Source organism: Streptomyces sp. NPDC046985 (assembly GCF_040644415.1).
Taxonomy (GTDB): Bacteria; Actinomycetota; Actinomycetes; order Streptomycetales; family Streptomycetaceae; genus Streptomyces.
Map to the genome: position 1 here is coordinate 23,214 of NZ_JBEYWK010000001.1, position 19,221 is coordinate 42,434.

General features: G+C 73.1%; 18 protein-coding genes. 7 read left to right on the top strand and 11 right to left on the bottom strand.

The window, feature by feature from the left end:
- Positions 1 to 109: 109 nt before the first annotated feature.
- From ABZ861_RS00085 to ABZ861_RS00100, 4 genes are all read right to left on the bottom strand, one after another.
- On the bottom strand, positions 110 to 1,660 hold the full coding sequence (locus ABZ861_RS00085) for a hypothetical protein (protein ID WP_361621047.1): 1,551 nt from the start codon (positions 1,658 to 1,660) through the stop codon (positions 110 to 112).
- Complete coding sequence (locus tag ABZ861_RS00090) at positions 1,650 to 2,207, bottom strand: DUF6114 domain-containing protein (protein WP_361621049.1); 558 nt, start codon at positions 2,205 to 2,207, stop codon at positions 1,650 to 1,652. Before ABZ861_RS00090 ends, ABZ861_RS00085 begins: the two co-directional genes overlap by 11 nt.
- 125 nt (positions 2,208 to 2,332) lie before the next feature.
- The gene (locus ABZ861_RS00095; protein ID WP_361621051.1) at positions 2,333 to 2,965 is read right to left on the bottom strand and encodes a DUF6230 family protein; all 633 of its coding nucleotides are present in this window, start codon (positions 2,963 to 2,965) and stop codon (positions 2,333 to 2,335) included.
- 644 nt (positions 2,966 to 3,609) lie between these two features.
- Positions 3,610 to 4,584 carry a tetratricopeptide repeat protein gene (locus ABZ861_RS00100; protein WP_361621053.1) on the bottom strand — a complete coding sequence of 325 codons (975 nt, stop codon included), beginning with the start codon at positions 4,582 to 4,584 and terminating at the stop codon, positions 3,610 to 3,612.
- Between the two features lie 294 nt (positions 4,585 to 4,878).
- On the opposite strand from ABZ861_RS00100, the gene ABZ861_RS00105 reads away from it, so the two are divergent.
- Positions 4,879 to 5,520: a TetR/AcrR family transcriptional regulator gene (locus ABZ861_RS00105; protein WP_361621056.1), complete on the top strand. Its 642-nt coding sequence runs from the start codon at positions 4,879 to 4,881 to the stop codon at positions 5,518 to 5,520.
- 193 nt (positions 5,521 to 5,713) lie between these two features.
- Here the strand turns inward: ABZ861_RS00105 and ABZ861_RS00110 are convergent, their stop codons facing one another.
- The 5 genes from ABZ861_RS00110 to ABZ861_RS00130 form a co-directional block, all read right to left on the bottom strand.
- The gene (locus ABZ861_RS00110) at positions 5,714 to 7,414 is read right to left on the bottom strand and encodes a methylmalonyl-CoA mutase family protein (RefSeq protein WP_361621059.1); all 1,701 of its coding nucleotides are present in this window, start codon (positions 7,412 to 7,414) and stop codon (positions 5,714 to 5,716) included.
- 162 nt (positions 7,415 to 7,576) lie between these two features.
- On the bottom strand, positions 7,577 to 7,915 hold the full coding sequence (locus tag ABZ861_RS00115; protein ID WP_361621062.1) for a DUF3817 domain-containing protein: 339 nt from the start codon (positions 7,913 to 7,915) through the stop codon (positions 7,577 to 7,579).
- 88 nt (positions 7,916 to 8,003) lie between these two features.
- Complete coding sequence (locus ABZ861_RS00120) at positions 8,004 to 8,513, bottom strand: MarR family transcriptional regulator (protein WP_361621065.1); 510 nt, start codon at positions 8,511 to 8,513, stop codon at positions 8,004 to 8,006.
- Between the two features lie 164 nt (positions 8,514 to 8,677).
- Positions 8,678 to 8,971, bottom strand: a complete 294-nt coding sequence (locus ABZ861_RS00125) for an MTH1187 family thiamine-binding protein (RefSeq protein ID WP_361621068.1) — start codon at positions 8,969 to 8,971, stop codon at positions 8,678 to 8,680.
- Complete coding sequence (locus ABZ861_RS00130) at positions 8,968 to 9,312, bottom strand: DUF3817 domain-containing protein (RefSeq protein ID WP_361621071.1); 345 nt, start codon at positions 9,310 to 9,312, stop codon at positions 8,968 to 8,970. The genes ABZ861_RS00125 and ABZ861_RS00130 overlap by 4 nt, the downstream gene beginning before the upstream one ends.
- A gap of 239 nt (positions 9,313 to 9,551) precedes the next feature.
- Between ABZ861_RS00130 and ABZ861_RS00135 the strand changes: the two genes are divergently transcribed.
- The 4 genes from ABZ861_RS00135 to ABZ861_RS00150 all read left to right on the top strand — a co-directional run bounded on the left by ABZ861_RS00135 (position 9,552) and on the right by ABZ861_RS00150 (position 12,196).
- Positions 9,552 to 10,184, top strand: coding sequence for an AIM24 family protein (locus tag ABZ861_RS00135; protein WP_361622381.1), 633 nt, complete (start codon positions 9,552 to 9,554; stop codon positions 10,182 to 10,184).
- Position 10,185: 1 nt separating this feature from the next.
- The gene (locus ABZ861_RS00140) at positions 10,186 to 10,836 is read left to right on the top strand and encodes an AIM24 family protein (protein ID WP_361621074.1); all 651 of its coding nucleotides are present in this window, start codon (positions 10,186 to 10,188) and stop codon (positions 10,834 to 10,836) included.
- A complete protein-coding gene (locus tag ABZ861_RS00145) occupies positions 10,833 to 11,624 on the top strand; it encodes an AIM24 family protein (protein WP_361621077.1) in 792 nt (263 codons plus the stop codon). Before ABZ861_RS00140 ends, ABZ861_RS00145 begins: the two co-directional genes overlap by 4 nt.
- A gap of 95 nt (positions 11,625 to 11,719) precedes the next feature.
- Complete coding sequence (locus ABZ861_RS00150; RefSeq protein WP_361621080.1) at positions 11,720 to 12,196, top strand: MarR family transcriptional regulator; 477 nt, start codon at positions 11,720 to 11,722, stop codon at positions 12,194 to 12,196.
- 103 nt (positions 12,197 to 12,299) lie between these two features.
- On the opposite strand, the gene meaB is transcribed toward ABZ861_RS00150, so the two are convergent.
- The gene (gene meaB, locus ABZ861_RS00155; protein WP_361621083.1) at positions 12,300 to 13,256 is read right to left on the bottom strand and encodes a methylmalonyl Co-A mutase-associated GTPase MeaB; all 957 of its coding nucleotides are present in this window, start codon (positions 13,254 to 13,256) and stop codon (positions 12,300 to 12,302) included.
- Between the two features lie 38 nt (positions 13,257 to 13,294).
- Complete coding sequence (locus tag ABZ861_RS00160; RefSeq protein ID WP_361621086.1) at positions 13,295 to 14,503, bottom strand: acetyl-CoA C-acetyltransferase; 1,209 nt, start codon at positions 14,501 to 14,503, stop codon at positions 13,295 to 13,297.
- Between the two features lie 149 nt (positions 14,504 to 14,652).
- Here ABZ861_RS00160 and mce point away from each other — a divergent pair, with 149 nt between their 5' ends.
- The gene (gene mce, locus ABZ861_RS00165; RefSeq protein WP_361621089.1) at positions 14,653 to 15,093 is read left to right on the top strand and encodes a methylmalonyl-CoA epimerase; all 441 of its coding nucleotides are present in this window, start codon (positions 14,653 to 14,655) and stop codon (positions 15,091 to 15,093) included.
- Between the two features lie 211 nt (positions 15,094 to 15,304).
- Positions 15,305 to 19,159: a polarized growth protein Scy gene (gene scy, locus ABZ861_RS00170; RefSeq protein ID WP_361621092.1), complete on the top strand. Its 3,855-nt coding sequence runs from the start codon at positions 15,305 to 15,307 to the stop codon at positions 19,157 to 19,159.
- Positions 19,160 to 19,221 lie beyond the last annotated feature (62 nt).

Here is a 19,221-nt window from a genome sequence, read left to right on the forward strand (position 1 = left end):
CTCTCCTGCGAAGACGAGGGCGCCCCCGCCGGTCCGGCGGGGGCGCCCTCGGTCTGCGCGGCTCCCGGTGCGATCGGCGCCGGCCCGGCGCACGGGGCCGGGCCGGGGTTCAGCCGGTCGTGGTGTACACGTGCATCCCGGGCACGTGCAGATTGCCGCCGAACTGGCCGGCCTGGACCGCCTTCACCTTGGTGAAGTAGATCAGCGGGATGTTCAGCGGGGGCGGGTTGTCCGGGCTGAACGTGATCGGGATCAGACCCAGCAGGTTGCCGGAGATGCTCTCGGTGTACATCACCGTGTCGCCGCCGCGGATGGTGGACGTCGACCCCGCGGACGCCTGCACGTGGTAGGTCTTGCCCGCCTGCTTGTCCTGCACCTCCTGGTGCAGGTCGCCGATGTCGGTGCCGCCGGAGATGACGTACTTCAGCACCTTCTTGACGGTGCCGTCGGCGGTCCTGACCTCGACGACGCCCTTGTAGTCGGCGCCCTTCAGCAGCAGCGAGCTGGCGTTCAGGTACCACGGGTCGTCCGCCAGGGGCACCTTGTTGTCGACGCCGCCCTCGGCGTCGGTGGCCTTCGGGCAGTCCTCGGGGTCCGTGCTGGGACTCGCGGACGGACTCGGCGAGGCGGTGGCCTCCCCGGCGGCGTCTTCGGCCGTCTTCGTCGCGTCCCCGGCCGTCTTGGCCGCGTCCCCGGCCGCCTTGCGCGCCGCGCCCGCGGTGTTCTTCACCGCGCCGCCGACCGTGCCGGCCGCCTTCCCGACGGTGTCCTTGAGCGCGCCCCCGGCCCCGTCCGCGCCCCCGGTCCCGGCCGAACCGCCGGACCGGCCGGACGCGCCCGCGCCCGCGGACCCGGCGCCCGGTGAGGCGTCCGTGGTCCGGCGCCCCGACGGCGAGGCGTCCTTGGACCCGCTCTTCGACGGCGAGGCGGACGGCGCGGCCGAGGACGGCTGCGCCTTCGAGCCGGCCGCCGACCCCGAGGCGCCGCCGGTCAGGATGTCTCCGAGGCGGCCGCCGAGCGTGTCCAGCAGCCCGCCGCCCGCGCTCGGGCTCGCCGAGGGGGCCGGCTCGGACGTCTGGCCGCCGGACGGCGGCGTGCTGGCGGACGGCGTGGGCGCGCCCTTGCCGCCGGCGCCCGACGCCGGAGCGGAGGGGTGCTGCGAGGGCTTCTGCGGCGTCCCGGCCGCGGGCGGCGCGGGGGCGTCCTCGCCGCCCTCGCCGTGTGCGCCGCCGTCGCCGTCTGAGCCGCTGTCGCTGGAGGCGCTGTCGCTGGAGGCGCTGTCGTGCTGCGCGCCCTTGGCCGCGTCGCCCGTGGCCTTCTCGGCGCCCTTCGTGGCGCTCGCGGAGGGCGACGGCGAAGGCGAGGCCGAGGAGCCGTCCTTGGCGCCCAGCGCCGTCACGCAGTCCTTGTACTCGTCGGCCGTCAGCGTCTTGGACGGCGAGGGCGACGGCGCCGAGCCGTTGTTGTCCGCGAGGGCCAGGGAGGACGTGAAGCCCATGCCCACGAGGACGGCCGTCGGCATCGCCACGCTGGCTATCGCCTTGCCGGCCGGCATGTGGAACCTGGTGAACAGCGGCTTCCTGGGCCCCGCGTGGCGCGGCCCGGATCTGACGCGGGACTCCTCCAGGTCCGTCCCGCGGGTCACCTCGTCAGCCGGCACTGTGCCTCCCGTTCGCCCCGTTCGCCGGGCTCGTTCCTGAAAGGTCGTTCGTCTCGCCCAGCCCGTCCCTCGTCCCGTCGGCCGCGGGGGCGGCGCTCTGGTCCCGGCCGGCGTCCTCGGCGTCCTCGGCGCGCTCGGGCGCGTCGGCGCCTTCCGCGCCCGGGGCCCAGGACACGGCCATCGCGCCGCCGATGAGCGCGAGCAGGAAGCCGATGACGAAGCCGCCGAAGTTGGACACGGGGAGGGAGACCAGAGCCAGCAGGATCGCGGCGACTCCCGCGAAGACCCGCACGTGCTTCTGGAACCAGAGGCTGAAGCCCAGGACGACGAGCAGCACGCCGATGATCAGTGATCCGGCTCCCGCGGTGGTCGCCATCGCCAGGGCCAGGTGACCGATCTGGAGGCGGGCGTACGGGAAGTACATGATCGGAAAGCCGCTGAGCAGGACGAACAGACCGGCCCAGAACGGCCGGGTGCCCCGCCAGGCGCGGAACTGCTGCCTCCGGCGGACGAACTGGCCAGGGCCGGCGGAAGTCTCGGCGCTCATGGAAAACAGCTCCCTGGTGCGGCGTTGCTGTGGGTGGTGCTCAGGCGTGTGGGGGGTGTGTGAAGAAGGGGGTGAAGGCGGAACGGGCGGGGGCGCCGTCGGCTCCCCCGCCCGTCACCGAGTGCTCAGTAGCACTCCTTGGCCCCCGTCGCCAGCGACATCTTCAGGCCGCTGAGCTTGAAGGTTCCGGCGGTGGTCGCCCACGCCGTCTGCTTCACGTCGGTCAGCGTGGCCGAGTCGGCCTGCTGGGCGAACCCGTAGGGGTTGGCCATCTCGCCGTTGCCCTTCATGCCGGGACCCTTGGCGGCGTCCTTGGCGGCAACACCGATGTCGATGTTGTTGAAGACGGCGTCGGCGTTGAGGTCGGCGACGTCGATGTAGAGGTTGTCCGCCTCCACCGGCTTGTCGCCGCCCGCCCGCAGCATCAGGCTGACCGATCCCAGCAACGGGATGTTCGGCGTGACGACGGACTGGCACATGTTGTTGATCGACGCCGACTTGAACGACGACACCGCGACCGGGTGGATCGTCTTCTGGCCGTCGAGGGTGTAACCCGAGTCAAGCGCCCCGTACTGGGCGAAGCCCTGGCCGGTCAGCTTGTCGGCCGACACCTTGAACGACTGCCCGGAGACGCTGAACGACGCGGCGAGCGCACCCTGTGCCAGGGCCACGCCGATCGCCGCCGTGGCCGCCACGCTGGGCACCATGACGACGGCGAACCGCTTCCATCTGGTCCCGCCACGCACCTGGGACTCCATATTTCCTCCTTCTCGGACGTACATCTCCTGGCCTCGGCTCGCCCCGAATCGACGGCTCAGCCGGGCAGGGATGGGAGAAGTGCTACGTCCTCGGAAAGGAGAGCGCCCGCGGTCGGCGGCGCGAACCGCGCCCGAATCACCGGCGATCACCCCCGAGCGACAACCACTGGTCGCGCCTGACACGCATCACGCACAACCTGCTGGACAGGCTTCGCCGGACGGCGAAGACCCCCCTGCCCAAGGGCCGGCGCCACTGCCGCCGCCCCTGCTCGGTGGGGACCCATGCATCCCGTGCCCCGACCGGATGTCGGGGTGGGGAAATGGACCGAGCGTGGCCGATCGTGGTGCATTCTCGCCGCCTGCACAAGGGGGTTCGTTACTCGCTAGTAACGGCGCGATAACCACACGACGACGCAGTGCCGCCGCACGGCGACACTGGGTGGCGGCAGGGGGCAGCGCAAAGCAGTTGACGACTGGACAGATCAGGGCAGACCGACGCCCCCGACTTACTCGCAGTAACAGCGGCCGCGATTACCAAGTTTTGGCAAAGCGCGGCCGCTGTGACGGTTCGTCAGCGGATATTTCGCCTGGGCGTCACGCGTCCCGGCGTTTAGCGACTGGTCAACCGGCCCGTCCGGCGCGGCTCAGAACAGCGCCCGCGCGAGCGCCCGGCGCGCGGCCGCCACCCGCGGGTCCTCGGCCCCGACGACTTCGAACAGCTCCAGCAGCCGCAGCCGCGCGGCGTCCCGGTCCTCCCCGGCCGTGCGCTGCACCGCTTCGATGAGCCGGCCGAAGGCGTCCTCCACATGACCGCCCACCAGGTCCAGGTCGGCGGCGGCGATCTGCGCGGCGGCGTCGGCGGGCTTCTCGGCCGCCTCCCGGCGGACCGCCTGCGCGTCCAGCCCCTGCACCCGCTGGAGCAGTTCGGCCTGCGAGAGGCCCAGCTTGGCCTCGGGGTGGGCCGGGTCGTCGGCCAGCACGTTCTTGTACGCCTGGACCGCGCCGCCCAGGTCGCCCGCGTCCAGGGCCTGCGCGGCGGCGTTCAGCAGGGCGTCGTACGGGCCGGCCGGCGCCTCCGCGGGGGCCTCCGCGCCCGCCTGCGGGGCGTCCGGGTCGACGGCCAGACCGGTCAGCCCGAAGCGCTCCTCGGCGACCTGCACGAGCTGGTCCAGCGTCTGCCGGATCTGCGCCTCGCCCGCCGCCCCCTGGAACAGGGGCAGCGCCTGGCCGGCGACCACCGCGAAGACGGCGGGGATGCCCTGGACCCCGAACTGCTGCATCAGGAGCTGGTTGGCGTCCACGTCGATCTTGGCGAGGAGGAACCGGCCGCCGTACTCGACGGCCAGCCGCTCCAGGACGGGGCTCAACTGCTTGCAGGGCTCGCACCACTCGGCCCAGAAGTCGATGACGACCGGGACCTCGGCGGAGCGCTGGAGGACGTCGCTCTCGAACGTGGCCTCGTCGACGTCGATGACGAGATCGGCCGGCGAGACGGCGTGCGTCCCGCCCTCCCTGGCGGCTTGGGCGCGGGTCTGCTCCGCCTTCGCCTTGGCCTCTTGGGCCGCCTTCACCGCGGCGAGGTCGACGACTCCGCTCATGGACATGTTCCGTGGCTGCATGCGTCTATCCTCCCCCGTTCCGCGCGCCTGAGTGAAAACCGCCGTGAAAGCCGGACCGCGCCGGGCGTCCGGTCCCCACCGGGCGCCGGCGCCGCCGACGCGGAAGTCGCGCGGCGCTGCCGGGTGTTGCTGCGTGATACCGCTGTGTGGTCGTCGCTCGGCAGGGGCTCGCGCCCACGCTTTCGCTACGACCCGTAGCGTAATGGCAGACGGCGCCGCCGGGAAAGCGCGTTCCGGTGATCTCCCTCACGAGCGCACGGGAACCACCGGTCGGAGGCCGGTTATGGTCAGGGGATGCAGAGCCGCACCCCGCCCGCCCGCGCCGGCCGCCCGCGCGACGCCTCCGCGGACGCCGCGATCCTGGCCGCCACCCGGGCCGCCCTGGTGGAGCTGGGCTGGTCCAAGCTCACCCTGGGGGACGTGGCCACCCGCGCCGGGGTCGCCAAGACCACCCTGTACCGCCGCTGGGCGGGCAAGAACGAGCTGGTGGTCGACGCGGTGGCCGAACTCTTCGACGAGCTGCGCCTGCCCGACCTGGGCAGCCTGGCCGCCGACATCGAGGGCGTCGTGCTCCAGTTCGCGGCGATCCTCGCCCGCCCGGAGGCCAAGAGCGGTCTGATGGCGGTGGTCGCCGAGTCCACGCGCGACGACGCGCTGCGCGAACGCATCCGCGGCTCCGTCGTGGAGCGCCAGAAACGGCTGGTTCTGGAGGGCCGCAGGCGCGCGCAGGCCCGCGGCGAACTCCCCCCGGAGCCGGAGCCGGACGAGGCCGCCCGCACGGCCGACCTGATCTTCGACGTCGTCGCGGGCGCGGTGGTGCACCGCACCCTGGTCAGCGCGGAGCCGGCCGACGCGGAGTGGGTCCGCCGCTTCACCCAGATCCTGCTGGGCGGCCTGACGGCGGTGAGCCCGGCGGCCGGCCCCTTGGGGGCGTGAGGGGCCGCTCAGCGCCCCTTCGGCCCCCTAGGGGTACGCACCCGCTCGCCTCACCGTGCTCGACGGGGCCCGGCCCCGCTGCGGGCGGCCGGGCCCCTCGCCGCCCTGCTGGACGAGTTCGCCTCGCCGCTCAGGCCGACGAGCCGACAGGACGCCGAGGCGGGACGCCTGTTCGTCTGAGGCGGACGCCCGTTCAGAAGCCCGCGGGCTCCGTGTAGACGCCCCACTCGTCCCGCAGCACCCCGCAGATCTCGCCGAGCGTCGCCTCGGCGCGCACCGCCGCGAGCATCGGCTCGATCATGTTCGAGCCGTCCCGCGCGGCGCCCAGCATCGCCTCCAGGGCGGCGCGCACGGCCGCGTCGTCCCGCCCAGTCCGGCGCTCACCCAGCTCCCGGACCTGCTCGCGCTCCACCTCGTGGCTCACCCGCAGGATCTCCAGGTCCCCGGTGACCGATCCGGTGGCGACGTTGACGCCGACGACCTTCTTGTCGCCCTTCTCCAGCGCCTGCTGGTACCGGAACGCCGACTCCGCGATCTCGCCGGTGAACCAGCCGTCCTCGATGCCGCGCAGGATGCCCGAGGTGACCGGCCCGATCGGATGCCGGCCCTCGGGGTGGGCGCGCAGTCCCCGCTCCTTGATCTGCTCGAAGATCTTCTCCGCGTCCGCCTCGATCCGGTCCGTGAGCTGCTCGACGTACCAGGAACCGCCCAGCGGGTCGGCCACATTGGCGACGCCGGTCTCCTCCATCAGCACCTGCTGGGTGCGCAGCGCGATCTCCGCGGCCTGCTCGCTGGGCAGCGCGAGCGTCTCGTCCAGGGCGTTGGTGTGCAGGGAGTTGGTGCCGCCCAGCACCGCCGCGAGCGCCTCCACGGCCGTGCGCACCACGTTGTTGTAGGGCTGCTGCGCGGTGAGCGAGACGCCGGCGGTCTGGGTGTGGAAGCGCAGCCACTGCGCCTTGTCGGACCTCGCGCCGTAGACGTCGCGCATCCAGCGGGCCCAGATGCGGCGGGCCGCGCGGAACTTGGCGATCTCCTCGAAGAAGTCGACGTGCGCGTCGAAGAAGAACGACAGGCCGGGCGCGAAGACGTCCACGTCCAGGCCGCGGCTGAGCCCCAGTTCGACGTAGCCGAAGCCGTCCGCGAGGGTGTACGCCAGCTCCTGCGCGGCCGTGGCCCCGGCCTCGCGGATGTGGTAGCCGGAGACCGACAGCGGCTTGTACGCCGGGATGCGCGCGGCGCAGTGCTCCATCAGGTCGCCGATCAGGCGCAGGTGCGGCTCCGGCTGGAACAGCCACTCCTTCTGGGCGATGTACTCCTTGAAGATGTCCGTCTGGAGCGTGCCGTTGAGGACGGCGGGGTCCACGCCCTGCCGCTCGGCGGCCACCAGGTACATGCAGAAGACGGGGACGGCGGGCCCGCTGATCGTCATCGACGTGGTGACGTCGCCGAGCGGGATGTCCCGGAACAGCACCTCCATGTCCGCCGCGGAGTCGATCGCCACCCCGCAGTGGCCGACCTCGCCCAGCGCGCGCGGGTCGTCCGAGTCGCGGCCCATCAGGGTGGGCATGTCGAAGGCGACCGAGAGGCCGCCGCCGCCCGCGGCCAGGATCATCTTGTAGCGCTCGTTGGTCTGCTCCGCGTTGCCGAACCCGGCGAACTGCCGGATGGTCCAGGCACGCCCCCGGTAGCCGGTCGGATACAGGCCGCGGGTGAAGGGGTACTCACCGGGCCAGCCGATCCGCTCGAAGCCGTCGTACGCGTCCCCCGGACGGGGTCCGTACGCCGGCTCCACGGGGTCGCCGGAGAGCGTGGTGAAGTCCGCGTCGCGCTTGCGGGCGGCGTCGTAACGGGCCTGCCAGCGGCGGCGGCCCTCCTCGATGGCGTCAGCGTCCATGCTTCGAAGGTACTAGGACGTCCTAGTATCTGTCGACGCCCGGCCGCCGTACGCGTGCGTCCGTACGGCGGTCAGGTGAGCGGTCGCCTTCCCCGGGCCGCCCCCGGACCCTTTCGTCCGGATCGGCTCGCGAACCGCGATTTCACCCGAACGAGGGGTCTTCTACGCCTCGGCGGCCACGGGGGCGCCGTCCGCGATCCTGCTCTCCAGCTCGCGGGTGACCTTGCGCTCGACGAAGAACGCGGCGGTGGGGATGGTGCCCGCCAGCAGCACCCAGAGCTGGCGGCCGACCGGCCACTTCGCCTTGGAGCCCAGGTCGAAGGCCATGACCAGGTAAATGACGTACAGCCAGCCGTGCGCGATGCCGATGACGGTGGTGAACTTGGCGGCGCCGTCCATCTGGAGGCCGTACTTGGCGATCACGCCCAGGGTCAGCAGGACCAGCAGGACGCCCGTGACGTAGGCCATGACGCGGTAGCGGGTCAGCACGCTCTTCTTCATGGGGTCGAGCGTAACCGCCCGTTCCGGGAGATCTCGCCTGGGGTGCGGGCGGGGCGGAGGGCCCGCCGGGAGGCGCGGCCGGCGCGCGTCAGTCCTCGCCGAAGTCGTGCGCCGCGACCCGGAGCGGGCGCAGCATCGCGAAGATCTCCGCGCACTCCTCGGCGTCGTAGGCGCCCAGGCCGAAGTCCATCGCCATCAGGTCGCGGGTGGCCGCGTCGACCGCGTCGCGGCCCTTGGCGGTGATGACGGCGAGGGTGCCGCGGCCGTCCTTGGGGTTGGGACGCTTGTCCACCAGACCGGACCTGACCAGGCGGTCCACGGTGTTCGTCACCGACGTGGGATGCACCATGAGCCGCTCCCCGATCTTGGACATCGGCAGCTCGCCGGCCTGGGAGAAGGTGAGCAGCACCAGGGCCTCGTAGCGTGCGAACGTCAGCCCGTACGGCTTGACCACCGCGTCGACCTCGGCGAGCAGGATCTGCTGCGCGCGCATGATGGAGGTGATCGCCGCCATCGACGGCACGTTCCCCCAGCGCTGCTTCCAGAGCTGGTCGGCGCGGGCGATGGGGTCGAACGGGAGGCTGAGGGGCTTGGGCACGTCAGCAGACCCTACCCGCCGGTCATATCGCGGTCAGCCTCGTCTCGCCCTTCGGTCCGGGGCTGCGCGGCCGGACGGCCGGGCGGGGTCCAGCCGGACGGCCGGGCGGGGTCCAGCCGTCCGGCCGGGCGGGGTCCGGCCGGACGCCTCAAGGGGGCGGGCGGTCAGTCCGCCAAGTGACGTTCGATCGTCTCCACCTTGGCGGTGAGGCCGTTCGTCACGCCGGGGCGGATGTCCGCCTTGAGGACCAGGGAGACCCGGGGGGCGCGCGCCTCCACCGCGGCCACGGCGCGCTTGACGACGTCCATGACCTCGTCCCACTCGCCCTCGACGGAGGTGAACATCGCGTCGGTGCGGTGCGGCAGGCCGGAGGCGCGGACCACGCGGACCGCGTCGGCGACGTACTCGCCCACGTCCTCCCCCACGCCGAGCGGGGTCACCGAGAAAGCGACGATCATGCGTTCACGACCCCCTCGCGGCGGGCGCGAGAGGCGATCACCGCGTCCTCCGACTCGCGCTTGAGCCTGCGCTCGGCGAAGAAGCCGCCGGTGGGCAGGACCGAGAGGACGAAGTAGAGCGCGGCCGTCTTCAGCGACCACTTGGCGCGGTTCCAGGCGTCCGCCCAGAAGATCACGTACAGGATGAACAGGACGCCGTGGATCGAGCCCATCACGGGCACCGCGTCGAAGTCCGTGGTCCGCTTCAGCACCGAGCAGACGAGCAGCAGGAGGAAGGACACCGCCTCGGGGGCGGAGACCAGGCGGAGGCGGCGGAGGGCGGTGGCGGTCTTGTTGTCCACGGGTCACCTTCGAGAGGAGAGACGCTGGGCGGGCGCCCGGGTTTGTGAACGCGGGCACAAGGTGTCGCCCCATTGTGGCAAACCGACGGGGCGGCGCGCGGGAGGGGGTGCGCGGCCGCCGGGGTGCGCGTGGCCGCAGGGGGTGCGCCTCCCGCCAGGGTGCATGCAGCCGCCCGGGAGCCGTCCGTCGTGGCCTCTGTCCACCGCGCCCCGCGCGCCGCTACCTTCGCAGCGTGGCGATGTTCCGACTCCAAGGCAGCCGCGTGCTCGCCGTCGACCTGACCGGGGACGCCGTGAAGGCGAAGAACGGCTCGATGGTGGCGTACGACGGGCAGATGGCCTTCAAGAAGCTGACCGGCGGCGGTGAGGGGCTGCGCGGGATGGTGACGCGGCGGCTCACCGGCGAGCAGATGACCGTGATGGAGGTGCGCGGCCAGGGGACCTGCTGGTTCGCCGACCGCGCCGCGGAGATCAACCTCGTGCGGGTGCAGGGCGACCGGCTGTACGTCGAGTCGAGCAACCCGCTGGCCGCGGAGGCGGGGCTGCGGACGGGGACGGCCTTCACCGGGCTGCGCGGCGCCTCGCAGGGCAACGGGCTGTTCACCACCACCGTCGAGGGGCACGGGCAGGCGGCGATCACGTCGGACGGCCCGGCGGTGGCCCTCCGGGTCGCCCCGCAGCACCCGCTGATCGTCGACCCGGGGGCGTACGTCGCCCACCAGGGGAACGTGCGGCAGTCCTTCCAGTCCGGCGTGACCTTCCGCACCCTGGCGGGCGAGGGCGGCGGGGAGGCGTTCCAGATCCGGTTCGAGGGGGACGGCCTGGTGTACGTGCAGCCGAGCGAGCGGAACACGATCGCGGGGGACCTCTGACATGGCCTTCCGGGAGATCAACTCCAAGATCGTCGAGGCGGCCGTGGCGCCGGGGCAGCGGCTGTTCAGTCAGCGCGGGGCGATGCTGGCCTATCGGGGCGAGGTCTCCTTCACCCCCGACGTCCAGGGCGGCCAGGGCGGATGGACGTCCATGATCGGGCGGCGCGTCGCCGGGGAGGCGGCGCCGCTGATGCGCGTGGAGGGCAGCGGGACCGTGCTGTTCGGGCACGGCGGCCACCATGTGCACGTGATCCGCCTGAGCGGCGACACCCTGTACGTGGAGGCGGACCGGCTGCTCGCCTTCGAGGGCGGGCTGCGCCAGGGCACGGTGTTCCTGGGCTCGCAGGGCGGCGTCATGGGCATGGTGCGCGGCCAGGTCGCCGGGCAGGGCCTGTTCACCACCACGCTGCAAGGGGACGGCGCGGTGGCCGTGATGGCGCACGGGGGCGTCTTCGAGGTCCCCGTCACCCCGCAGCGGCCCGTCCACGTGGACCCGCAGGCGTACGTCGCGCACCACGGCGAGGTGCGCAACAGGCTGTCGGCCGCCCTGGGCTGGCGGGAGATGGTGGGGCGGGGCTCCGGCGAGGCGTTCCAGCTCGAACTGAGCGGCAACGGCACGGTCTACGTCCAGGCGTCGGAGGAGAAGCTGTGAGCGCGTACGGAACCCCCGGCGCCGGACCCGTGGTGTGGGACCCGGCGACCCTGCCCGTCGACGACAACGTGAACCCGTACGCCTTCTGCGTGGACCTCCAGGCGAGCCAGTGGTTCCTCCAGAAGGGGAAGATGATCGCCTACTACGGGGCGATCGAGTTCAACGGCTTCGGGCACGGGCGGCTCGACCGGCTGGTGCGCACGTCCTTCCATTCGCCACTGCACGCGGGCGACTGGGTGGTGGCCGAGGGGTCGGGCAAGATGCTGCTCGCCGACCGGGCCTTCGACGTCGACTCCTACGACCTGGACGACGGCAACCTGACCATTCGCTCGGGCAACCTGCTCGCTTTTCAGCCAAGTCTCGCCCTCAAGCAGTCGATCGTGCCGGGCTTCCTGACCCTTCTCGGAACCGGAAAGTTCGTGGCCGCCTCCAACGGTCCGGTGGTGTTCATGGAACCGCCGCTCCGGGTGGACCCGCAGGCCCTCGTCGGCTGGGCGGACTGCCCCTCTCCGTGCCACCACTACGACCACGGGTACCTGACCGGCGTGCTGGGCGGTCTACGTGCGCTGACGGGCCTCGGCGGGGCGTCCGGAGAAGAGCACCAGTTCGAGTTCGCGGGGGTCGGCACGGTGCTGCTCCAGTCGACCGAGACGCTGAGGCCCGAGCAGCCCGTCGGAGCCGTCCCGCACGAGCCCGGGACGCCCGGGGCGCCGGGCTCCGCGGGGCAGGCCGGCGCACCGCGCCTTCCCGGACAGCTAGGGGACCTCCCGCGTCGCTTCGGGCTGTGAGCGGTAGTCTGCGGAGGGTGACGTTTTCGAACGTGTGCGCACCGTCACTCCACCCTCATAAGTTAGATTTTCAACATTTTAGGTAGACTTCATTCATGGAGACCGAGACGGCCACGCACTGGCTGACCGACGCCGAGCAGTGCGCCTGGCGCACCCACCTGGAGGTCAACAGGCTGCTGACGTACCAGCTCGAGAAGGACCTCCAGCCGTTCGGCCTGACGATGAACGACTACGAGATCCTGGTGAACCTCTCCGAGTCGGAGGACGTGCGGATGCGGATGAGCGACCTCGCCGCCGCCACCCTCCAGTCCAAGAGCCGGCTCTCGCACCAGATCACCCGCATGGAGAACGCGAACCTGGTGCGCCGGGAGAACTGCGAGTCCGACCGGCGGGGGCTGTACGCGGTCCTGACCGATCAGGGCATGGAGACCATGCGGAAGGTCTCCCCGCAGCACGTGGCGTCCGTGCGCCGGCACTTCATCGACCTGCTGGACCCCGAGGCCCTGGCCGAGCTGGACAAGGCCCTCAAGCCCGTCGCCCAGCACCTGCGGGGGCAGCGGGGGCGCGTCTAGGGCCTCTGGCGAGCGCGGGACGGCGGCGGAGCCCTTGAGGGCTCCGCCGCCGTCCCGTGTGCTCAGGGCGTCCGTGCGGGGAGAGCGTCCGTGTGCGGAGGGCTCAGCCCTTAGTCAGGCCCGCGACCAGTTCGTCCGCCGCGCGGTACGGGTCGACCTCGCCGGCCACGACGCGCTCCGCGAGCGCGCCGAGGCGGCGGTCGCCGTGCAGGTCGCCGATGCGCTCGCGCAGCGCCGTGACGGCGATCGTCTCCACCTCGCGGGCCGCGCGGGCGCGGCGGCGCTCCGCGAGCACGCCCCGCTCCTCCATCCACGCCCGGTGCTTCTCCAGCGCCTCCACGACCTCGTCGACGCCCTCGGCGCGGGCCGCCACCGTCTTCACGATCGGCGGCCGCCAGTCGCCGGCGCCCCGCGCCTCGCCCAGGCCCAGCATGTGGTGCAGCTCGCGGGCGGTGGCGTCCGCGCCGTCCCGGTCGGCCTTGTTGACCACGTAGACGTCGCCGATCTCCAGGATGCCCGCCTTGGCGGCCTGGATGCCGTCGCCCATGCCGGGGGCGAGCAGCACCACCGAGGTGTCCGCCTGGGAGGCGATGTCCACCTCGGACTGCCCGACGCCGACCGTCTCCACCAGGACCACGTCGCAGCCCGCCGCGTCCAGCACCCGGATGGCCTGCGGGGCCGCCCAGGCGAGGCCGCCCAGGTGGCCGCGCGTGGCCATGGAGCGGATGTAGACGCCGGGGTCGGAGGCGTGCTCCGACATGCGGACGCGGTCGCCGAGCAGCGCGCCGCCGGAGAACGGCGAGGACGGGTCCACCGCCAGCACGCCGACCCGCTTGCCCTGCTTGCGGTACGCCGTCACCAGCGCCGTGGTGGAGGTGGACTTGCCGACGCCCGGCGAGCCGGTCAGGCCGACGACGTAGGCGTTGCCGGTGAGCGGCGCGAGCGCCGCCATGACCTCCCTGAGCTGCGGGGACGCCCCCTCCACCAGGGAGATCAGCCGGGCCACGGCCCGCGGCCTGCCGTCCCTGGCCTGGGCCACCAGAGAGGGGACGTCCTGCATCGCACAGCTCCGTTCGTATCGCTGACGTACTGGGTGACTCAGGCGCGGGGCACGCGCAGGATCAGCGCGTCGCCCTGGCCGCCGCCGCCGCACAGGGCGGCCGCGCCGGCGCCGCCGCCCCGGCGCTTCAGCTCCAGGGCCAGGTGCAGCACGAGCCGGGCGCCGGACATCCCGATCGGGTGGCCGAGGGCGATGGCGCCGCCGTTGACGTTCACCTGGTCGGAGGACACGCCGAGGTCCTTCATGGACTGCACGGCGACGGCGGCGAACGCCTCGTTGATCTCGATCAGGTCCAGGTCCGAGACCTCCAGGCCCTCCTTCTTCAGGGCGTGCAGGATCGCATTGGACGGCTGGGACTGGAGCGAGTTGTCCGGGCCGGCCACGTTGCCGTGGGCGCCGATCTCGGCGATCCAGTCCAGGCCCAGCTCCCGCGCCTTGGCCTTGCTCATCACGACCACGGCCGCGGCGCCGTCGGAGATCTGCGAGGAGGACCCGGCGGTGATCGTGCCGTCCTTGCTGAAGGCCGGGCGGAGCCTGCCCAGCGACTCGGCGGTGGTGTCGCCGCGGATTCCCTCGTCCTCGCTGAACAGGACCGGGTCGCCCTTGCGCTGCGGGATCTCCACCGGGGTGATCTCGGCCTCGAACAGGCCGTTGGCCTGGGCGGCGGCGGCGCGCTGGTGGGACAGCGCGGCGATCTCGTCCTGCTCGGCGCGGGCGATGCCCAGGCGGGTGTTGTGCTTCTCCGTCGACTCGCCCATGGCGATGTTCTCGAAGGCGTCGGTCAGGCCGTCGTAGGCCATCGCGTCGAGCATCTGCACGGCGCCGTACTTGTAGCCCTCGCGGGACTTGGGCAGCAGGTGCGGCGCGTTGGTCATGGACTCCTGGCCGCCGGCCACCACCACGTCGAACTCGCCCGCGCGGATGAGCTGGTCGGCCAGCGCGACGGCGTCCAGGCCGGACAGGCACACCTTGTTGATCGTGAGCGCCGGGACGCTCATCGGAATGCCGGCCTTCACCGCCGCCTGCCGGGCCGGGATCTGCCCCGCGCCGGCCTGGAGCACCTGCCCCATGATCACGTACTGCACTTGGTCGCCCGCGATGCCCGCGCGGTCGAGGGCCGCCTTGATCGCGAAGCCGCCGAGGTCGGCGCCGGAGAAGGACTTCAGCGAGCCGAGCAGGCGGCCCATGGGCGTACGAGCGCCCGCGACGATCACCGAGGTGGTCGTCTCCGAGGTTCCAGAAGACATGAGCTGCGATCCCCTTACCGGCCTGCACAGCCGAGGAGTGAACGAGGGTTTACTTCGAATGTACTGAGGGGCGGTCCGCGGCGTCATCGGGCTGTCGGTGTGATCGCGCGCACGTTGCGTAACCACCTCCTGGACGCTGCACTGAGACCATGCTGACGCGAATCGACCACATCGGAATCGCCTGCCGCGATCTCGACGCCACCGTCGAGTTCTACCGGGCCACCTACGGTTTCGAGGTGTTCCACACCGAGACCAACGAGGAGCAGGGCGTGCGCGAGGCCATGCTCAAGATCAACGAGACCTCGGACGGCGGCGCCTCCTACCTCCAGTTGCTGGAGCCGACCCGCGAGGACTCCGCGGTCGGCAAGTGGCTGGCCAAGAACGGCGAGGGCGTGCATCACATCGCCTTCGGCACCGCCGACGTCGACGCGGACGCCGCGGACGTCCGCGGCAAGGGCGTCCGGGTGCTGTACGACGAGCCCCGCACCGGCACGATGGGGTCCAGGATCACCTTCCTGCACCCCAAGGACTGCCACGGCGTCCTGACGGAACTCGTCACATCGGCGGCCGTCGAACCGGCCGAGCACTGACCTCCGTACAGAGGGGCCGGTAGGGTTGGGGGCGGTCGTCTCCGATGGACGGGGCGACCGCTTGCCGGGGTCCGGATTTCGGGGGACGAGCGACGGGGCAGCAGCGCATGCTCCGCCGTTGATCTGACACCATTCCCCGGGGGCCCCGTCCGGCGGATGGACGGGAGCTCGTTGGACAGGCTTGCGACCAGGGGACGGATGGGACCGCGCAGTGCGGGGCTACGAACGCCAGGAGCGAGAGCCGGCGGCTGACGTCGACCACCTCTCTCGGTTCGAGGCCGAGATGGAGCGGCTGAAGACCGAGCGAGAGAAGGCGATCCAGCACGCCGAGGACCTCGGCTACCAGGTCGAGGTGCTGCGCGCCAAGCTGCACGAGGCGCGCCGCACCATCATGTCGCGACCGGCCTACGACAGCGGCGGCGGCGACCTCGGCTATCAGGCCGAGCAGTTGCTGCGCAACGCGCAGGCGCAGGCCGACCAGGTGCGCGCCGACGCGGAGCGGGAGCTGAGCCAGGCGCGGGCGCAGACCCAGCGCATCCTCCAGGAGCACGCCGAGCAGGCCGCCCGCCTCCAGTCCGAGCTGCACCAGGAGGCGGTCGCCCGCCGCCAGCAGCTCGACCAGGAGCTGGCCGAGCGCCGCCAGACCGTCGAGTCGCACGTCAACGAGAACGTGGCGTGGGCCGAGCAACTGCGCGCCCGCACCGAGCAGCAGGCCCGCCGGCTGCTCGACGAGTCCCGCACCGAGGCCGACCAGGCGATGACCGCGGCCCGCGCCGAGGCCGAGCGGCTGACCTCCGAGGCCCGGCAGCGGCTCCAGGGCGACGCCGAGGCGGCCCGCGCGGAGGCCGAGCAGCTTCTGCGCCGCGCCCGCACCGACGCCGAGCGCCTGCTGGGCGCCGCCTCCGACCAGGCGCAGGAGGCCACCGACCACGCCGAGCACCTGCGCACCTCCACCGCCGCCGACTCGGACGCCGCCCGCCGCCAGTCCGCCGAGCTGAGCCGCGCCGCCGAGCAGCGCATGACGGAGGCCGACACCGCGCTGCGCGAGGCCCGCGCCGAGGCGGAGAAGCTGGTCGCCGAGGCCAAGGACGCCGCGGCCAAGGCGCTGTCGGGCGCCGAGTCGGCCAACGAGCAGCGCACGCGCACCGCCAAGGAGCAGGTCGCCCGGCTGGTCCAGGAGGCCACCAAGGAGACCGAGCAGACCAAGTCCGAGGCCGAGCAACTGGTCGCCGACGCCCGCGCCGAGGCCGAGAAGATCGTCGCGGAGGCGTCCGAGAAGGCCCGCACGCTCACCGCCGAGGAGGCGGCGACCCAGCTCTCGAAGGCGGCGAAGACCGCCGAGGACGTGCTGGACAAGGCGTCCGAGGACGCCCGGCAGACCACCCGGGCCGCGGCCGAGGAGGCCGAGCGGATCCGCGGCGAGGCCGAGACCGAGGCGGACCGGCTGCGCGCCGAGGCGCACGACATCGCCGAGGGGCTCAAGGGCGCCGCCAAGGACGACACCAAGGAGTACCGCGCCAAGACCGTGGAGCTCCAGGAGGAGGCGCGGCGGCTGCGCGGCGAGGCCGAGCAGTTGCGCGCCGACGCCGTCGCCGAGGGCGAGAGCATCCGCTCCGAGGCCCGGCGCGAGGCCGTGGGGCAGATCGAGGAGGCGGCCAGGACCGCCGAGGAACTGCTCGCCAAGACCAAGGCGGACGCGGACGAGCTGCGCAAGACCGCCGGCTCGGACAGCGAGAAGGTGCGCACCGAGGCGATCGAGCGCGCCACCGCGCTGCGCCGGCAGGCCGAGGAGACGCTGGAGCGCACCCGCGAGGAGGCCGAGCGGCGCCGCGCGGAGGCCGAGGAGCAGGCGGAGTCGGTCCGCACGGACGCCGAGCGGGCCGCCGAGGAGCTGCGCGAGCAAACCGAGCGGGCGCTGGCGGACCGTCACTCGGATGCCGCCGAGGAGGTGACCCGGCGGCACACCGACGCCGAGGAGCGCCTCGCCGGCGCCGAGCAGGCGCTGTCCGAGGCGCGCGAGGAGGCCGAGCGGATCCGCCGCGAGGCCGGCGAGGAGGCCGACCGGCTGCGCGGCGAGGCCGCCGAGCGCGTCCGCGTGCTGCGGGAGCAGGCGCAGACCGAGGCCGACCGGCTGCGCGACGAGGCCGCCGCGGACGCCGCCGCCTCCCGCGCGGAGGGCGAGTCCGTGGCCGTCCGGCTGCGGTCGGAGGCCGCCGCGGAGGCCGAGCGGCTCAGGACGGAGGCGCAGGAGAGCACCGACCGGGTCCGCGCGGAGGCGCAGGGCGCCGCGGAGCGGCTGGGCTCGGAGGCGTCCGAGACGCTGGCCGCCGCGCAGGAGGAGGCGGCCCGGCGCCGCCGCGAGGCCGACGAGCTGCTGGGTGCGGCCCGCCAGGAGGCCGACCAGGAGCGCGAGCAGGCCCGCGAGCGGAGCGAGGAGCTGCTGGCCGCGGCGCGCAGGCGGGTGGAGGAGGCCGAGACCGAGGCCGGCCGCCTGGTGGAGGAGTCCGACCGACGGGCGACCGAGACGGTGTCCGGCGCCGAGCAGCGCGCCCAGCAGGTGCGCGACGCCGTCGCCGGGCTGCACGAGCAGGCGCAGGAGGAGATCACCGGGCTGCGCGCCGCCGCCGAGCACGCGGCGGACAGCGCCCGCCGGGACGCCGAGGAGGAGGCGGACCGCGTCCGCTCCGACGCCTACGCCGAGCGGGAGCGGGCGGGCGAGGACGCGGCGCGGCTGCGGCGCGAGGCGCAGGAGGAGACCGGGGGCGCCCAGGCGCTGGCCGAGCGCACGCTGTCGGAGGCGGCCGCCGAGGCGGACCGGATCCGCGGCGAGGTCGCCGAGCACGCCCAGCGGGTGCGCACCGAGGCGTCGGACGCCACCGCGCAGGCCGAGCAGGACGCCGCGCGCACCCGTGCGGACGCCCGCGAGGACGCCAACCGCATCCGGTCGGACGCGGCCGGGCAGGCGGACGCCCTGATCAGCGAGGCCCGCTCGGAGGCGGAGCGGCTTCAGACGGAGACGGTCGCGGAGGCCGACCGGCTGCGGGCGGAGTCCGTCGCCGCGGCGGAGAGACTGATCTCGGACGCCACGGGGGACGCGGAGCGGCTGCGGGCCGAGGCCGCCGAGACCGTCGGCGGCGCGCAGAGCCGCGCCGAGCGGATCCGCACCGACGCGGAGCGGCTGAAGGCGGAGGCCGAGGCCGAGGCCGAGCGCGCCCTGTCCGCCGCCCGCGAGGAGGCCGAGCGCACCCTGGACGAGGTGCGCCAAGACGCCAACAAGCGGCGTTCGGAGGCGGCCGAGCAGGTCGACAAGCTGATCACGGAGACCGCCGCCGAGGCCGACAAGCTGCTCACCGAGGCGCAGGCGACCGCGGTCGAGACCACGGCGGACGCCGAGTCGCGCGCCGACGCCATGGTGGGCGCGGCCCGTCAGGAGGCCGAGCGGCTGGTGTCCGAGGCGACCGTGCAGGGCAACACCCGGGTGGAGAAGGCCCGTACGGACGCCGACGAGCTGCTCGTGGGCGCCCGCCGGGACGCCACCGCGATCCGCGAGCGCGCCGAGGAGCTGCGCGAGCGGCTGACCGGCGAGATCGAGGAGCTGCACGCGCGGGCCCGGCGCGAGTCGGCGGAGACGATGAAGTCGGCCGGCGACCGCTGCGACGCGCTGGTCAAGGCCGCCGAGGAGCAGTCGGCCAAGGCGCAGGTCAAGTCCAAGGAGATCGTCTCGGACGCCAACTCCGAGGCGGGCCGGGTGCGGATCGCCGCGGTGAAGAAGGCCGAGGGGCTGCTGAAGGAGGCCGAGCAGAAGAAGGCGGCGCTGGTGCGGGAGGCCGAGGAGCTGAAGGCCGAGGCGGTCCGCGAGGCCCGGCGCACGGTCGAGGAGGGCAAGCGCGAGCTGGAGGTGCTGGTGCGCCGCCGCGAGGACATCAACACCGAGATCTCCCGCGTCCAGGACGTGCTGGAGGCGCTGGAGTCCTTCGAGGCGCCGTCGGCCGGCAAGGACGGCGCAGTGAAGGCGGGCGCGACGGCAGGCGCTCCTCGCTCGGGTGGCAAGGCGTCAGAGGGTTAGCCTGGAGGGCGGGTTACGGGCCTTTTGGAAGCCCCTTGGGGCTTTTGGCCCGGACCTTGGCA

What these genes read in the sequence shown, in the direction of transcription:
- ABZ861_RS00115 (WP_361621062.1), bottom strand. Translation starts at nt 7,915, where the DNA reads ATGAAGAAGAGCGTGCTGACCCGCTACCGCGTCATGGCCTACGTCACG.
- meaB (WP_361621083.1), bottom strand. Translation starts at nt 13,256, where the DNA reads ATGCAGGACGTCCCCTCTCTGGTGGCCCAGGCCAGGGACGGCAGGCCG.
- ABZ861_RS00135 (WP_361622381.1), top strand. Translation starts at nt 9,552, where the DNA reads ATGTTCCGACTCCAAGGCAGCCGCGTGCTCGCCGTCGACCTGACCGGG.
- ABZ861_RS00125 (WP_361621068.1), bottom strand. Translation starts at nt 8,971, where the DNA reads ATGATCGTCGCTTTCTCGGTGACCCCGCTCGGCGTGGGGGAGGACGTG.
- ABZ861_RS00110 (WP_361621059.1), bottom strand. Translation starts at nt 7,414, where the DNA reads ATGGACGCTGACGCCATCGAGGAGGGCCGCCGCCGCTGGCAGGCCCGT.
- ABZ861_RS00150 (WP_361621080.1), top strand. Translation starts at nt 11,720, where the DNA reads ATGGAGACCGAGACGGCCACGCACTGGCTGACCGACGCCGAGCAGTGC.
- ABZ861_RS00160 (WP_361621086.1), bottom strand. Translation starts at nt 14,503, where the DNA reads ATGTCTTCTGGAACCTCGGAGACGACCACCTCGGTGATCGTCGCGGGC.
- ABZ861_RS00095 (WP_361621051.1), bottom strand. Translation starts at nt 2,965, where the DNA reads ATGGAGTCCCAGGTGCGTGGCGGGACCAGATGGAAGCGGTTCGCCGTC.
- mce (WP_361621089.1), top strand. Translation starts at nt 14,653, where the DNA reads ATGCTGACGCGAATCGACCACATCGGAATCGCCTGCCGCGATCTCGAC.
- ABZ861_RS00140 (WP_361621074.1), top strand. Translation starts at nt 10,186, where the DNA reads ATGGCCTTCCGGGAGATCAACTCCAAGATCGTCGAGGCGGCCGTGGCG.
- ABZ861_RS00100 (WP_361621053.1), bottom strand. Translation starts at nt 4,584, where the DNA reads ATGCAGCCACGGAACATGTCCATGAGCGGAGTCGTCGACCTCGCCGCG.
- ABZ861_RS00090 (WP_361621049.1), bottom strand. Translation starts at nt 2,207, where the DNA reads ATGAGCGCCGAGACTTCCGCCGGCCCTGGCCAGTTCGTCCGCCGGAGG.
- ABZ861_RS00105 (WP_361621056.1), top strand. Translation starts at nt 4,879, where the DNA reads ATGCAGAGCCGCACCCCGCCCGCCCGCGCCGGCCGCCCGCGCGACGCC.